General features: G+C 58.2%; 14 protein-coding genes. 4 read left to right on the forward strand and 10 right to left on the reverse strand.

Annotation, left to right across the window (positions count from 1 at the left end):
* Positions 1–208 precede the first annotated feature (208 nt).
* The gene (locus UIA24_RS14330) at positions 209–793 is read right to left on the reverse strand and encodes a UPF0149 family protein (protein WP_330523139.1); all 585 of its coding nucleotides are present in this window, start codon (positions 791–793) and stop codon (positions 209–211) included.
* Between the two features lie 153 nt (positions 794–946).
* Here UIA24_RS14330 and UIA24_RS14335 point away from each other — a divergent pair, with 153 nt between their 5' ends.
* Together UIA24_RS14335 and UIA24_RS14340 are read left to right on the forward strand one after the other, a co-directional pair.
* Complete coding sequence (locus UIA24_RS14335; RefSeq protein WP_065760563.1) at positions 947–1,393, forward strand: hypothetical protein; 447 nt, start codon at positions 947–949, stop codon at positions 1,391–1,393.
* A gap of 152 nt (positions 1,394–1,545) precedes the next feature.
* Positions 1,546–2,610 carry a diguanylate cyclase gene (locus UIA24_RS14340; protein WP_330523140.1) on the forward strand — a complete coding sequence of 355 codons (1,065 nt, stop codon included), beginning with the start codon at positions 1,546–1,548 and terminating at the stop codon, positions 2,608–2,610.
* 82 nt (positions 2,611–2,692) lie between these two features.
* Here UIA24_RS14340 and UIA24_RS14345 read toward each other — a convergent pair whose 3' ends face one another.
* From UIA24_RS14345 to UIA24_RS14380, 8 genes are all read right to left on the reverse strand, one after another.
* Positions 2,693–3,016, reverse strand: coding sequence for a DUF2025 family protein (locus tag UIA24_RS14345; RefSeq protein WP_065760565.1), 324 nt, complete (start codon positions 3,014–3,016; stop codon positions 2,693–2,695).
* 186 nt (positions 3,017–3,202) lie between these two features.
* A complete protein-coding gene (locus UIA24_RS14350) occupies positions 3,203–4,060 on the reverse strand; it encodes an efflux RND transporter periplasmic adaptor subunit (RefSeq protein WP_102053366.1) in 858 nt (285 codons plus the stop codon).
* An 11-nt stretch (positions 4,061–4,071) separates the two neighbouring features.
* Entirely contained in the window at positions 4,072–4,278 is a 207-nt protein-coding gene (locus UIA24_RS14355; protein WP_065760567.1) for a DUF1656 domain-containing protein, read from the reverse strand.
* Positions 4,265–6,253, reverse strand: coding sequence for an FUSC family protein (locus UIA24_RS14360; protein WP_330523141.1), 1,989 nt, complete (start codon positions 6,251–6,253; stop codon positions 4,265–4,267). Before UIA24_RS14360 ends, UIA24_RS14355 begins: the two co-directional genes overlap by 14 nt.
* A gap of 258 nt (positions 6,254–6,511) precedes the next feature.
* Positions 6,512–6,628 carry a cytochrome c oxidase subunit CcoM gene (gene ccoM / locus UIA24_RS14365; RefSeq protein WP_281182074.1) on the reverse strand — a complete coding sequence of 39 codons (117 nt, stop codon included), beginning with the start codon at positions 6,626–6,628 and terminating at the stop codon, positions 6,512–6,514.
* A 136-nt stretch (positions 6,629–6,764) separates the two neighbouring features.
* Positions 6,765–6,923, reverse strand: a complete 159-nt coding sequence (locus tag UIA24_RS14370) for a hypothetical protein (protein WP_099775586.1) — start codon at positions 6,921–6,923, stop codon at positions 6,765–6,767.
* A 78-nt stretch (positions 6,924–7,001) separates the two neighbouring features.
* The gene (locus UIA24_RS14375; protein WP_330523142.1) at positions 7,002–7,325 is read right to left on the reverse strand and encodes an aspartate-semialdehyde dehydrogenase; all 324 of its coding nucleotides are present in this window, start codon (positions 7,323–7,325) and stop codon (positions 7,002–7,004) included.
* 123 nt (positions 7,326–7,448) lie between these two features.
* Complete coding sequence (locus tag UIA24_RS14380; protein ID WP_330523143.1) at positions 7,449–8,132, reverse strand: M949_RS01915 family surface polysaccharide biosynthesis protein; 684 nt, start codon at positions 8,130–8,132, stop codon at positions 7,449–7,451.
* Positions 8,133–8,261: 129 nt separating this feature from the next.
* Here UIA24_RS14380 and rapA point away from each other — a divergent pair, with 129 nt between their 5' ends.
* Positions 8,262–11,108: an RNA polymerase-associated protein RapA gene (gene rapA / locus UIA24_RS14385; protein ID WP_330523144.1), complete on the forward strand. Its 2,847-nt coding sequence runs from the start codon at positions 8,262–8,264 to the stop codon at positions 11,106–11,108.
* A gap of 78 nt (positions 11,109–11,186) precedes the next feature.
* Here rapA and UIA24_RS14390 read toward each other — a convergent pair whose 3' ends face one another.
* Positions 11,187–12,074, reverse strand: coding sequence for an NAD(P)-dependent oxidoreductase (locus UIA24_RS14390; protein ID WP_102053370.1), 888 nt, complete (start codon positions 12,072–12,074; stop codon positions 11,187–11,189).
* Positions 12,075–12,279: 205 nt separating this feature from the next.
* Here UIA24_RS14390 and UIA24_RS14395 point away from each other — a divergent pair, with 205 nt between their 5' ends.
* Positions 12,280–14,463, forward strand: coding sequence for a hypothetical protein (locus tag UIA24_RS14395; protein WP_065760571.1), 2,184 nt, complete (start codon positions 12,280–12,282; stop codon positions 14,461–14,463).
* Positions 14,464–14,535: the final 72 nt, after the last annotated feature.

A 14,535-nucleotide genomic window follows, 5' to 3' on the forward strand; every position in this document is an offset into this window, starting at 1 on the left:
TTGATTATCAAGGAGTTTTCCGTTTCGACTGCGCCGGAAGAGGTGCGCATTATAGAGAGATGAAACGGGGCGTCAAGCACTAATACTGGAAACGCCGCAAAAAGAAGAATCGCTACTTATATAGCTATCTGGAAAGCCCGACCTTTCCTCTCCGGCAACAGCCGTGACAACAAAGCCGCCCCGCCGCTGAAGGGGTTAATCAGATCGGCTACGAGGCGCCGTCTTCTGGAGCGCGCTGCGCCAGAAAATAGCCATTCAAGGCGCGAGCGGCGACAACAATGGGTTCGATCGACGCGGAATGCTCTTCTTTAGTAAGCGCTTCTACTTTGGAGAGGTTTTCTTCCAGGCCGTGCAGTTCAATAGCGGCCAGGTGGGCTGCCTGCTCTACCGGTAGCTCTGGCCATTGCGCAAGCTGAACCCCGCGCATGTAACCGAAACACCAGTCTTCAATCATGTCTGCGACACCTATTCCCTCGCTGCAGCCCAGGAAAGGCGGTTCAAACCGGTCGGTAGCATCCTGCAGGCTTTGCTCGATACTGTTCATATGTCGCAGCAACAGCGCGTAGTAAGCCTCTCCCTCGGCCTCCTTTTTGAACTTCACCTTTCGCCCACCACTGATTTCAGGCAGCCATTGGCTTGGCATCAATGCACTTGGCGAGCTAGCCAGCGCAACGAACAGGCCATCCAGTTCGGACAGGGTCTGTATTGCATCGTCGTTGCCGTACTTGAGCAGGAGGTCATCCAGCCTACCCAGTTCACGGTCATTCAAAGGCTGCAGATAGGCGGCATACATAGCATCATCCCGGAACGTCGAGGTTTGAAACACACTATAGCAATGCAACACGTGCGTCGGTGCCATCAGTGTCGACGCTGATTACAGTCAATCAACTTCGTGCCGATAAGCATTGCGATTTACTTCTGTTTTTCATGCTCAAAAGGATTTGTCATGCGCTACCCGCACGTCGCTCTCGCCGCCTTGCTGCTTTCCAGCAGTGTTCTGGCTCAAGACTTTCAACCCGGCCAAATCTGGTCTTATAAAACCCGGCCCAACGAACAGGCTTCAACCCTGACCATTCTCAAGGTCGAACACTACCCCGACATGGGCGACGTGCTGCATGTTCGCGTCGATGGGTTCCAAATGCCGAACGCCCGCGCTCAGGGTAGCTACAGTGCAATGCCACACATGCCCTTCGCCAGGTCGGCCATTGAGGCCAGCGTTACGTCACTTAAAGGTAAAGGGCCCGTACCGGACTTCACCCAAGGCTACGCGTTCTGGAAAGCCGGCTACATTGCAGGTAACGCGGGCGTGTTCACCACTCCCGTCGACCAGGCATTGAACCAGTTGTGGCGTGCCAATTGGGCTCAGGCCGATGCCAGTGAGAGCAGCGAGTAGCGCGCCCTCCGCATCAAAAGGCCATTACTTTGTGTTGCTACCCGTAGCAACCGTGAAATGGCCTGTAAAGCCACTCCGCAATCGCAACCGAATACTCAACAATATTCATGCAAATTATGCGATAAACGGCGCCCCAAAAAAGATCGACGACTATGACGGAACACCAACACGGGAAAGGGACATCATTTGTCAGGCGAATCTACCTGCCACGCATCATCGGCCTGGGGATCGGCCTGTTCAGTGTCTGGGCAGCACTGGGCAGTGTTTCCGTTGCGCCGTGGGTCTGGGTGCTGCTGTTTATCAACGGCCTGGCTTGGCCGCACATTGCTTATCGAATCGCATTGAGATCCAGAACACCCTACGACGCTGAACGCCGAAACCTCTTGGTCGACTCGTTGATGGGTGGATTCTGGGCCGCAACCATGCAATTCAACCCGCTGCCCAGCGTAACCATCCTTTCGATGATGACGATGAACAATGTGGCCGCTGGCGGCAAGCGTCTGTGCCTGTCAGGGCTGCTGGCTCAAGGTACGGGCATGGCCGTGTCTATTGCCCTGTTCGGCCCCGGCCTTCAGTTGCACAGCACCTCACTGCAGGTCTATGCCTGCCTGCCGATGCTCACCCTTTACCCGCTGGCAGTGGGAGGCGTCTGCTACCAGTTGGCAATCAAGCTAGCCGAACACAAGCGTGCCTTGAGTACCTTGAGCCGCACCGACAGCCTGACCGGCCTGCTCAACCATGGTTCGTGGAAAGACGCCCTACAGCTCAAGTTTCAGAGATGCCAGCAGGACTGTCGGCAAGCAGTTATTGCCATTATCGACATTGATCACTTCAAGCGTATCAATGACACGTACGGTCATGTCGTCGGTGACTGTGTATTGCGCCAGTTGGGCACCGAGATAAAGAAAAACCTGCGTGAAGACGACCTGGCCGGGCGCTATGGGGGCGATGAGTTCTGCGTGATCCTGCCAAACATCGACATAGAGCAAGCCGTTCAGATCATGGAACGCCTGCGCGAAAAAATCAGTGCCTACCGCAACGAGCAGCTACCCGATCTGCGCATCACCCTGAGCATTGGCCTGGCCCTTTGCCACGAAACATTCGACGACCCAGTGAGCTGGCTCGATGAAGCCGACAAAGCGCTTTACAGCGCCAAGAACAACGGCCGCAATCAAGTCAGCTTCGCCGCTGCACGACATACGCCAGCGTTAGCCTAGCCTGAGGCCCGCGGCATCTCCCCGTGCGTATTGACCTGATCGCTGGCGGTTATAGACGCGTTCATTGTCCTTGGCAGAACACTCAAGCCACTATGCGGCGCCGCGCCGAGATCTCTGGAAGATCGTTACGCCGCAGATAGACCCGTAGAGGCTCACTGATGTTTAGCCGCTCGTCGATGTTCTGCGCCAACAACACCTCGATGAGATCACGACCCAGTGTCATGACCTCATCGCTGCTGCGCCTCCAGACGAACTCACTGCTGGGCGTGATGCTGTCTTCAGCCACGTCCATGCCAAATGAGTCCTCGCTGAATCGCACGATGTGCTTATCGAGCTTACGATTGAAACCGACGAAGCCCTTGAGCTGATCGGCTGCGGCGCAAATGTCCTGGGACGTGATGTGCATGTCCAACCTCACTGATACAGAAAAGGAATGGCACGCCTGGCAACGGAAAAAACACCGAGGTTCCCTCTGCTGGGGAATTGATGCGACTTAGCCTAATGGAAATAAGCCTGCGTCGGAAAAGGTTTTTGATGCGCTGTATTCCGGGTAAGGGCGTGTCACCCTCCACTCCCCCATAGCACTGAAACTTCAGTTCTCCTGAACCTGAACGCTGGCAGTCATGCCGGCACTCAGGATGACGTCCTTGGGAGCCTGATCGAGCTTGATCCGCACCGGAATGCGCTGGGCCAGACGCACCCAGTTGAAGGTAGGCTCGACTTCGGCCAGTAACTGGCTGTCGGGGGTAGCGTTGCGGTCAGTAATGCCGCGACTGATGCTCTCGACATGGCCTTGCATTGGCTCACCAGCGCTCATCAGCCAGACTTTCACCGGCGCTCCGACCTTGATGCGCGGCAGTTTGGTTTCTTCGAAGTAGGCCTGGACATAGAAGGTCGAATCATCCACCAGTGCCATTACCGGTTGGCCGGCGTTGACGTAGTTACCTTCAGCCAGCCGCAGGTTGGTGATGTGCCCGCTGCGGGGCGCCCGAACGTCGCTACGCGCCAGGTTCAACGCGGCAGCCTTTACCTCCGCCCGGGCTTCACGCAGTTCACCACGAGCAACAGCAGCAATGATCTGGGCATTTTCGCGCAACTCGGCACTGATCGCTTGCGGCCCCAGTGCCGCACGACGTGAAGCTTCCTGCTCGCGCAAGCGCAGTTGATGCTGGCGGGTTTCGGCGACCGCATTGGCCTTTTCAAGTGCCGCCTCGAAGCGGTCCCGATCAATCGACATCAGCAGATCACCCGCCTTGACCGCCTGGTTGTCATGGGCCTTGAGTTCTCGCACCCACCCGGAAACGTCCGGGGCGATGATGACTACATCGGCACGAATCTTTGCGTCACGGGTCCAGGGTGTCAGCATGTAGTAACGCCACAATTCAAGCCCGGCAAACACCGCGACAACGACCAGACACAAGGTCACGGCAACACGGACATAAGCACGCATGGTCAAACTCCTTACAGAGGCCCGAGCACACGCGTGATCAGGGTCAGGATACAAACAAACAACGCACAATCGAACAGCGCCTCATGCCATGCCCAACTGCCCAAAGGGGTCAGCCTTAGCAGCAGACGCAGCACACCCGTCAGCAGCAAGGCCAACAGCACGTACACCAAAAACGGGCTGAGCAACACGCCGCCCACTGCCCACTCACGCAAACCCATGCAGTTCCTCCTGCCGAAGGCACCATTTGCCCCAGCTCTTTTGCAGTTGCAGTACAGCACCTATCGCCAGGCGCAGAGGGTCACTTGACGGTTGTCGCTGCAACACCGCGATAAAAGTCGCACTGGCTTCATCCAGTAGTCCCTCACGACCAGCCCCTGGCCCCAGCACCAGCACCTGCTCAAGCTGCTGTAGATACGCACGCTGAGCCTGAAGCAAAGGCATTTGGGCAACCTCGAGACACATGCGCAGGTGCAGCAACTCATCACCGATATCCAGCCCATGCAGGCCATCGTCCCAGCGCTCACGTGCTTGCACCGGCAACGCGGCGTAGTGTCGCGCCATCTGTAGCAGACGATCTGCCATACGCCCGCCAAACCAGGTTTCCGCATCCCGTAGATCACGCCGGGTCAAGCGCACCAGGTCGCTCTGCGTCGCAGCCCGCAGACGGCGGCCATGCCAGGCGGGATCACGTAACACCAGCAGTTTGAACGCCAACACTGCAGCGCCGACACCGACCATCATCGCCTGGGCACTGTTGAGGAACACCGCCACATCAAAATGCATGGCGTTGAGTGGCGCGACCAGGACGATGAAATGCAGGCTGTACGAGGTGGCCGTAGCGCCGATTTTCGGATTGGCCATACCTAGCGCGCCGAAAAACAACGGCACCCCCATCGCCATGCACAACATGGGGAAACCACTCCACTGTGGCAGCAGGATTTGCCCCACGAAAAACGCTGTCGGAATAGCGAGCAGCATTCCCCGCAAGAAGCTCAGACCGATCTGCGCACCATTTTCGCGGCTGGCGAACAGGCTGCAGACCACGCAGGTCAGCACCAAGCCACCCGGCGCTGATAGCCAGCCAGTGGCCAGCCAAAAACTGGCCATCGCCAGGAACGCCAGCGCACTGCGCGAACCGAACAACAATGCCAACGGTAGATCGCGGTGCACTGCCAGGCTGTCAGGCAGGTCGGCCGGCGCCTTACCCTCCTCAACCGCATGTAGCGCCACGGTGGCGTTCATGATCTTATCCAGCAACAGCGTCAACCGGGCCAGACAGTAGTGTTCTGCAGAGCTGCGCGCCTGATCACTGGCAGCCTCCCAAACACGTTGGCGCAGCAGCAACAGGCTAGCCAGATCCGGCGCTGCCAGGGCCTCGTAAACCTTGCTGAACCAAGGTGCCACCTGTGCTGCCTCGCGCTCATCCAGCTGTCGCCACTGGCGTCGCACCGAACGCGCTATACGCAGCAGAACTAGCAACGTCTGGCTCAAGCCGCGAATGGCCCGCCCCCGCTCACGCCCTAGATGCCCCTCGAACCAGGCATGTTCACGCTGCGAATCGACCGCAACAATGCGCCCAAGAATATCCAGCAGTTCTCTACGGTCCTGCTCTTCGCCGATCAGGGAAGCTCTCGCGGCCTGCATGCCATTCACCCATGCCTGACGCGCTTGCCCGGCCAGTTGCTGTTCAACCCGCAATGGCCAGAGCAGCGCACTGGTCAGGGTGGCACATACGATGCCCAGGCAAATCTCGGTGCAACGTGCCACGGCCTGATCGAACACCAACAACGGATGATCAACCGCCGGCAGTGCAATAATGGCCACGGTGTAACCGGCCAGCACGAAGGCGTAAGCCCAAGCACTGCGCAACAGTGTCGAGCAGGCCGTACACAGTGCTAACCATAAGGCCAAGGCCAACAGGAACAACCACGGCGTCTGCGCAAAAAGGCCGATGAACAACACCGACATGACCGTGCCAACCAGGGTCCCCAGCAAACGGGCCAACCCCTTCTGCACCACCATTCCTGATAGCGGCTGGGCAACGATAAAGGCTGTCATCAATGCCCAGGCAGGCTGCTCAAGCCCCCAACGCAACGCTAGCCAAAGCGCCAGCCCACCGCCCAGAAGCGTCTTCAGGGCAAATTGCACAGCGCGCATGTCCGGCGCCAACAGGGCCTGCAAAGTGATCGGCACGAAACGAACCTTGATGAACAGTAATCTAACGATAGACAGTTAAGCGGCAATGAATCAGAGCCAGATTATTAGCTAGCTAACTATTGTTCGTCCAGCAGTTTTTTTCCGTACCATCATCACCCACTTGCCCGCCGACCTTGCAAGCGATACCCATGTCTACAGAAGCGTGCTAGCGCGAGCGCCTGGTTTTTTTCAGGCAAAAAAAATGGGCGACCGAAGTCGCCCTAAATGCCTTGCGTGCTCGTTGTATCGGAAGAATCAACGCGATTTGCGTTTGCTCGAATCCTTCCAGATGAAAATGCCCAGGCCCGCGAAGAAGAGCAGCATCAGCCCGACTGTCACAACGCCAGCGATAACCACATTATCGAAGAACATATCGGCCTCCATTCGCCTGCACCTGTTTGATGGGGCCTAAGTTAGCGAATAAGGCGGGAGGGAAAATTGACCGAGGTCAATAGCGCCCACCAGAGCTGGGGGCGAGGCAGGTGCAGGGTTGACCTGCATCAAGTTTTCAACGCTTCTTGGGTTTGCCCTTGGGCTTTTTCTTGCCCTTGCCCAACGGCATGGCCTGTTCAAATGCCTGACGGACTTCATTCAGGCGCTTCTCGTTGAGGTCGTGAACGCGCTTGGCACGCTCGGCACCGAAGTCGATCAGATTGTCTTGGCTCATGGTTAGCTCGAAACGCTGACGGCAGAAGTGGCAATAATGAAGGCTAAGGCTCGCGCTGACCAGTACAGCGGTGTTTCTTCAGACTTCGATGTCGACCAGCAGCCCCTGACGTGGCTGCTCACCTATCAGCGGCGCCACCGGCACCGTATTGTCGGCATTGACTTCGTCGCCCGGTACAGCATCGTACTGCTCGTCGTGATCTCTGCGGCGACGCTGTTGGCGGCGCTGTTGCTCACGCATTAAGTAGGTGTCCTGTTCCGGGTCACGCTGCTTCAGATTAATGCTGCCATCACCGGAGCTCGGTTGGGCTGGCACCACGGGAGGGATGTCCGGCGTCGGTTTGACCGGGTCCAGTTGCGAGGTTACGGGCGCAGCACTGAGCGGGATGATAGGCGGCAGCATGGGTGGGTCTCCTGTCGCCAGTGTGTCGGCCGCAACCCCATTACCTTGAGCCGAGACGAGCACATTCGCGCCTGATGAGATGGGCGTCCTGAACGATCAGTATAGCCTGGGCGGCTGGCACCGCTATTGAGCCGCGTTGTCGTCACCACCGTCGATATGGCTCCAGGGGCGCTTGTAGACTTTGCTCCAGACAGCCTCCAGATGATCACGCAGTACTTTGGGGGCATTCGTCAACGACGGGCTGTCTTTGCGCTCACCCCCATATGAACCGTCACCAGGCACACTTACCAGCGATTGCCCTTCGATGGCGTAATACGCCTGCCCCTCACGCAACTCGACCATGATAGCGTGAGGGTCGATACCTCCACCGCAGAAGGCGTGGCTAGCGATCGTCAACTCCGCCACCCCATCATTGTTCAGGTCACTGACCTCCGTGACATCCGGGTAGAACCCGACATCAAGGTCCAGGCCAGCGCAGGTGGTTTCGTTGTCGATCTGCCAGCGCGACTTGAACGGTTCATCGGCCGTCGTTCGACCATAGAGTGTCGCGATCAACACCACTTTATCGACATCCTCAGCCGTTTCTTCGTCGGTTGCCTGGCCGTCGGTACGGCTCAATACCAGCAAGCCCTCACCGTCCTTGTCGCGAAAATGCACCGTCTTCAACGGGGCGTCGACACCCAGCGCATCAATCTGCGCTGCGGGCAATGGTGCAAGCACTTCAAAGCCGCCCTGTCCACAGGCTGAAAGCAGTACCAGGCCGCTCACGATGAAAGGACGAAGTAACCACAAGCGCTTTACAGACATGGCAAGACAGTCCTTCTGTTGCGGGTCATGCAGCATCGGCAGATTTCGTCGACGAAGTTGCTAGACTCTTTGGTCTACAGAGACCTATCCGTTAAGATAGTCGGCTTTTCATGGCGGGAGTCAGGCAGTATGGCGCAGCAGTATCAACCGGGGCAACGCTGGATCAGCGACAGCGAAGCCGAGCTAGGTCTGGGGACCGTTCTGGCACAGGACGGCCGCTTGTTGACCGTGCTCTACCCGGCCACTGGCGACACTCGCCAGTACTCCCTGCGCAATGCGCCACTGACACGGGTGCGCTTCTCGCCTGGTGACCAGATCACCCATTTCGAAGGCTGGAAGATGACCGTGCGTGAGGTCGATGATGTCGACGGTCTGCTGGTTTACCACGGACTGGATGGCCAGAATCAGGCCTGCACCCTGCCGGAAACCCAGCTGTCGAACTTCATCCAGTTCCGCTTGGCCAGTGACCGTCTGTTCGCAGGGCAAATCGACCCACTGCCGTGGTTCTCGCTACGTTACAACACGCTGGAACATACCAGCCGTCAGTTGCAGTCGTCACTGTGGGGGCTGGGTGGTGCGCGCGCCCAACCCATCGCCCACCAGTTGCACATTGCCCGCGAAGTTGCTGACCGTATTGCGCCACGGGTTCTGCTGGCCGACGAAGTGGGCCTGGGCAAAACCATCGAAGCCGGCCTGGTTATCCATCGCCAACTGCTCTCGGGCCGTGCCAGCCGCGTGCTGATCCTGGTACCGGAAAACCTCCAGCATCAGTGGCTGGTGGAAATGCGTCGTCGCTTCAACCTGCAGGTTGCCCTGTTCGATGCCGAGCGCTTCATCGAAAGCGATGCCAGCAACCCGTTTGAAGACACCCAGCTGGCCCTGGTGGCTCTGGAGTGGCTGAGCGAAGACGAAAAAGCCCAGGATGCGCTGTTTGCCGCGGGCTGGGACCTGCTGGTAGTCGACGAAGCCCACCATCTGGTCTGGCACGAAGATCAGGTGAGCCCTGAGTATGCGCTGGTTGAACAACTGTCCCAGATTATTCCAGGCGTTCTGCTGCTGACGGCAACCCCTGAGCAACTCGGTCAGGACAGCCACTTCGCCCGTCTGCGCCTGCTTGACCCGAACCGCTTCCATGACCTGGCAGCCTTCCGCGCCGAGAGCGAGCACTATCGCCCGGTAGCCGAAGCCGTCCAGGAGCTGCTCGATGAAGGCCGCCTGTCACCCAAGGCCCACGCGACCATCCAGAACTTCCTGGGCGCCGAGGGCGAAGCCCTGTTGGCGGCGGTCAACGACGGCGATACACAGGCCAGCGCCCGCTTGATTCGCGAGTTGCTCGACCGTCACGGTACCGGCCGTGTTCTGTTCCGTAACACCCGTGCCGCAGTCCAGGGCTTCCCTGAGCGCCAATTGCACCCGTATCCGCTGCCCTGCCCCGATCAATACATGGAGCTGTCGCCGGGCGAACATGCCGAGTTGTACCCGGAAGTCTCATTCCAGGCCCAAGGCGACACCAGCGAAGATGAACGCTGGTGGCACTTCGACCCACGGGTCGACTGGCTGATTGATACCCTGAAGATGCTCAAGCGGGTCAAGGTTCTGGTGATTTGTGCTCACGCCGAAACCGCCATGGACCTGGAGGACGCCCTGCGTGTGCGCTCCGGCATTCCAGCTACGGTCTTCCACGAAGGCCTGAGCATCCTGGAGCGCGACCGTGCCGCCGCCTACTTCGCCGACGAAGAATTCGGTGCTCAGGTACTGATCTGCTCAGAGATCGGCAGCGAAGGCCGCAACTTCCAGTTCTCTCACCACCTGGTACTGTTCGACCTGCCCGCTCACCCGGACCTGCTCGAACAACGTATTGGCCGCCTGGACCGTATCGGCCAGAAGCACACCATTGAACTGCATGTGCCGTACCTGCAAGACAGCCCGCAAGAGCGCCTGTTCCAGTGGTACCACCAGGCCCTGAATGCCTTCCTGGCCACCTGCCCTACCGGCAACGCCCTGCAGCATCAGTTCGGCCCGCGCCTGCTGCCGCTGCTGGAAGACACTGATGTCGAGCAATGGGAAGCGCTGGTCACTGAGGCGCGCACCGAACGCGAGCGCCTTGAGGCCGAGCTGCACAGCGGTCGCGACCGCCTGCTGGAGCTCAACTCCGGTGGTGCCGGCGAAGGCCAGGCACTGGTCGAGGCGATCCTGGAACAAGATGACCAGTTCGCCCTGCCGATCTACATGGAAACCCTGTTCGACGCCTTTGGCATCGATAGCGAAGACCATTCGGAAAACGCCCTGATCCTCAAGCCAAGCGAGAAGATGCTCGACGCCAGCTTCCCGCTCGGCGACGACGAAGGTGTGACCATCACCTACGACCGCAATCAGGCGCTGTCGCGGGAAGACATGCAGTTCCTCACCTGGGAACACCCTATGGTGCAGGGTGGCATGGACCTCGTCCTGTCCGGTTCGATGGGTAACACCGCTGTAGCCTTGATCAAGAACAAGGCGCTCAAGCCTGGCACCGTGCTGCTTGAACTGCTGTACGTCAGCGAAGTGGTAGCGCCACGCGCCTTGCAGTTGGGCCGCTACCTGCCACCAGCCGCCTTGCGCTGCCTGCTCGACACCAACGGCAACGACTTGGCCGCGCGGGTCTCGTTTGAAACCCTGAACGACCAACTGGAGAGTGTGCCCAAGGCCAGCGCAAACAAGTTCATCCAGGCTCAGCGCGATGTGCTGGCGCCACGGATCAACGCAGGCGAAGCCAAGATCATGCCGCGTCATGCCGAACGCGTAGCCGAAGCGCAGCGTCGCCTGGCTGCCGAGACCGAAGAAGAACTGGCACGCCTGACCGCCCTCCAGGCCGTCAACCCGAGCGTACGCGACAGCGAAATCGAAGCCCTGCGCAAGCAAGGTAGAGATGGCCTGGCCATGCTCGAAAAAGCTGCACTGCGCCTGGAAGCCATCCGGGTACTGGTTGCCGGCTGATCGGTATCGGAACGTCTTGCTGGCAAACCCGGCGTCTACAGCACAATGAACAGTGTGCTGTAGACGCCGGCCTTGGTATCAGTCCTTGCGCCGATACAGCTGCACCAGGGTTGCCGGATCTTTTTGCAAGTACCCCTGACTACCATGCAGACGCATCAATTGGGCAGCAAGCCCGCTGATGGGCGTAGCTGAACCCTGCTCACGCGAAAACTTGACGGCAGTATCAAGGTCCTTGAGCAAGGTGCGCACATGCCACTTGACCGGTTCAAAATGGCTTTCGGCCATTTGCGGCGCGAGAATCTGCAAGGGCTTGGAGTCGGCAAAACCGCCAGCAAGGGCTTCGGCAATGAGGCGTGCATCAACCCCAGACTGCTCGGCCAGCGCTACCACTTCAGCGATCACCAACGCATTACAGGCAACAATCATCTGATTGCACGCCTTGGTCACCTGCCCTGCTCCAACCGGCCCCATATGGGTAACACGCTGGCCCAGGGTCAGTAAAACCTGCTGCACCCGCGCCAGGTCCTGCGCAGCACCGCCGACCATGATCGCCAGGGTGCCGGCCTCAGCGCCCGGTGTGCCTCCTGACACAGGTGTATCCAGCCAACTCATGCCGTTGAGCGCCGCCAGCTCGGCAGCCATCTCACGGGTGGCACCAGGCTCAATACTGGAAAAATCCACCAACAACTGCCCGGCCCTGGCGCCACTGGCCACGCCGTTTTCACCAAACACAACCTCACGGACCACCGCAGTGTCGGCCAAACACAGCATCACGACATCGGCGTACTGGCACAATTCGGCAGGTGTAGTGGCCAGGCGAGCCCCCGCGGCAACCAAGTCTGCACACTTTTCCGGTGAACGATTCCACACCGTCAACGGGTAGCCGGCCGCCAAAAGCCGCTTGCACATGGGTAGCCCCATAAGACCGATACCAGCAAACCCCAACGAAGGTCGTGCAACACTCATGAAACACTCCAGAAAGTTTGATTAAAGAAGTTGCGCAATTGGACGATCAAGATTGCAGGCGTAAACAGAAAATTTACCTACAGAGTTTTAGGGAAAATCCCAGGACTCACACAGACGGCTCGTGACTAAACCCGCACAACCGGTTCCGTGAGTACTCTATGATGTTCCCTTTGAACAGCCATCCCCCCAAGGCACACGGCACACAATGACTTCCAAGAACACTCCTGCCAATGTGGTTTCCGAACTGATGTCGTCTACTGCCACGTACACTGCTACAGGGTCTAGGGAATACTACGGCACTCGCACGCTGAACCCACAGCAGTACCTGTACTACACAGAAACCGACATCCAGCGCATCCTCGACAACCTCGACGGCCTGCGCGACCTGGTCTTTCCGCCAAGCCCACATCAGGAAGATGAAAGCCAACTGCGCCTTGATCAACAGTTCCCATCGGTCTGTCTGATCGGTTTGGGCCGTTGCGGCTCGAACATTGCCTTGGACGTCGCAGAACTGGTCTACAACGCACGCACCTTCTACCTCAATGAGTTCAACAACGAGGAAAGGGTCAGCAACGACATCAGCTACAGCCCGGCGCGATGGATCCGCAACAACCTGCGTCTGGTGCAGAACAAGAGCAGCAAACCGGTCTTTCTGGTTGAACCACTGGTGATGCTGGGCGACCTGGACAAAGACATCGCCGGGCGCATCCGTTTCTCGCGCAAAGGCGAGACCAGCGGTTTTATCCGCGATTACAGCAAAATGAAAATCATGGACCTGTCTGAGGTTCATGCCGGGGGCGCCGGTAACGCACCGATCCTGGGTCAGTACCTGGCGAAGATCATCCTGAACAAGGAAACCCAGCGTTTCTCCAGCACTGACTGGAAGCTGATCCATTCGTACCTGATCGACTCCTGTGGCATCAAAGCCAACCAGTCGCGCCTGTACTTCTACATTTTCAGCGCCGGTGGTGGTACCGGCTCGGGCATGGCCTCGGAGTTCGGCCTGGCCCAGCAGTACTCCTACATGAACAAGACGTTCGACACCAAACCGGCTGACGAGAATGACGGCAAGAGCGGACACTCGTTCGTCTTTGAGCCGATCTTCACCAGCGGTATCTGCGTACTGCCGAACATCTCCGACCACCGTAGCGAGATGTCCGAGGCCCTGCACATCAACGCCGGACGCCTGCTGTGCAAGTATCTCTCGGAAGAATGGGACTTCTCCTACAACTTCGACAATGAAGACAGCAGCGAAGCCAGTGTCATGGGCCGTATTCGCCCCTGGAACGCGATGATGCTGATCTCCAACGACATCATGCGTTATGCAGAAGAAAGCGATGACGGCACTATCCAGAACATTGATGTCAATGCGATGGAAAAGCACGCTAACCAGTACATCTCGCAGCAGATCTTCAACATCCTTACCGCCCAGGCGGTAACCACCGACTACGATCAGGCCTACTTCCGTCGCGCCGGTATCGATATTGGCGAAACCATCCGCCTGGATGCCAATGACCTGTTCATGAGCCTGGCAGGCCCGGTGGCCATTGCCTACGCCGAATCAGTGGTACCGGAACAGCAGACCCCGAGCTCGGACAAGTTCAAGGTGTTCGAGAAAGAGCAGCCTCGCCTGGATATCGACGACCTGTTTTTCCGCTCCATCGACTTACCGCACTTCAACAAGCAGACCCAGGCCATTGAAGGCATCAGCCTCTTGCCGATTGAGTCCAAGCGCTACCGCGCAGCCCTGGAGCAGTACAAGACCTCAGGTTATGACGCAGCGGCACTGCATGATCTGCATTTCTTCAAGAACTGCTCATCGGTGGTCTCGATCGTCTCGCTGCCCAAGGACTACAAGCTCTCCTACATGGACCTGAACCGGCTCAAGACCCACCTCAACAGCCTGTTCCCCAATACGACGCTCAAGCGCTATGCGCTGGTCATCGGCGCCTCCGCCAACCTGTCGCTGACCACCCTGATCGCCAAGAGCCCGTGCCTGTCGGACGACTTCCTGACGCTGATCGTGGCCTTCATCAAGCGTTGCTTTGCGCGTAACCCGTACCGTTTCGACGATACGCTGGACAACGCCATGCTCGACTTCATCACCAGCGATCACTTCGACGAAAACCACATCGATGAGCTGCTCAACGAGTTCGAGAATCCGGCCAAGATCCTCGATACCAACTGGTACGCGATCAAACCGATGTATGAGAAGAAGTACCGTGAGCTGATCAATGACAAGAGCAAGTTTGTCTCGATCAACGACATCCGGCTGTCACGCGAATGCGTGAAGAAAGCGGTGAAATACCTGCGAGAAATTTACCGTCACCGGATTGGCAAGACACGGGTTATCTCCCTCAACACCCATACGGGCAAGGTTGATTACTGAGATACCCGTGATCAGGGCCCGGTTTCGCCGGCGCCAAGATCTGCGCAGCCTCGATGGCTGCGCAGACCTTCC

Origin of the sequence: Pseudomonas sp. AL 58, from assembly GCF_036348395.1 — a bacterium.
GTDB classification, from domain to species: Bacteria; Pseudomonadota; Gammaproteobacteria; order Pseudomonadales; family Pseudomonadaceae; genus Aquipseudomonas; species Aquipseudomonas defluvii.

Coding starts and splice junctions, on each gene's coding strand:
- UIA24_RS14330 (WP_330523139.1), bottom strand. CDS start 793: ATGTATGCCGCCTATCTGCAGCCTTTGAATGACCGTGAACTGGGTAGG.
- UIA24_RS14335 (WP_065760563.1), top strand. CDS start 947: ATGCGCTACCCGCACGTCGCTCTCGCCGCCTTGCTGCTTTCCAGCAGT.
- UIA24_RS14340 (WP_330523140.1), top strand. CDS start 1,546: ATGACGGAACACCAACACGGGAAAGGGACATCATTTGTCAGGCGAATC.
- UIA24_RS14345 (WP_065760565.1), bottom strand. CDS start 3,016: ATGCACATCACGTCCCAGGACATTTGCGCCGCAGCCGATCAGCTCAAG.
- UIA24_RS14350 (WP_102053366.1), bottom strand. CDS start 4,060: ATGCGTGCTTATGTCCGTGTTGCCGTGACCTTGTGTCTGGTCGTTGTC.
- UIA24_RS14355 (WP_065760567.1), bottom strand. CDS start 4,278: ATGGGTTTGCGTGAGTGGGCAGTGGGCGGCGTGTTGCTCAGCCCGTTT.
- ccoM (WP_281182074.1), bottom strand. CDS start 6,628: ATGTTCTTCGATAATGTGGTTATCGCTGGCGTTGTGACAGTCGGGCTG.
- UIA24_RS14370 (WP_099775586.1), bottom strand. CDS start 6,923: ATGAGCCAAGACAATCTGATCGACTTCGGTGCCGAGCGTGCCAAGCGC.
- UIA24_RS14375 (WP_330523142.1), bottom strand. CDS start 7,325: ATGCTGCCGCCTATCATCCCGCTCAGTGCTGCGCCCGTAACCTCGCAA.
- UIA24_RS14380 (WP_330523143.1), bottom strand. CDS start 8,132: ATGTCTGTAAAGCGCTTGTGGTTACTTCGTCCTTTCATCGTGAGCGGC.
- rapA (WP_330523144.1), top strand. CDS start 8,262: ATGGCGCAGCAGTATCAACCGGGGCAACGCTGGATCAGCGACAGCGAA.
- UIA24_RS14390 (WP_102053370.1), bottom strand. CDS start 12,074: ATGAGTGTTGCACGACCTTCGTTGGGGTTTGCTGGTATCGGTCTTATG.
- UIA24_RS14395 (WP_065760571.1), top strand. CDS start 12,280: ATGACTTCCAAGAACACTCCTGCCAATGTGGTTTCCGAACTGATGTCG.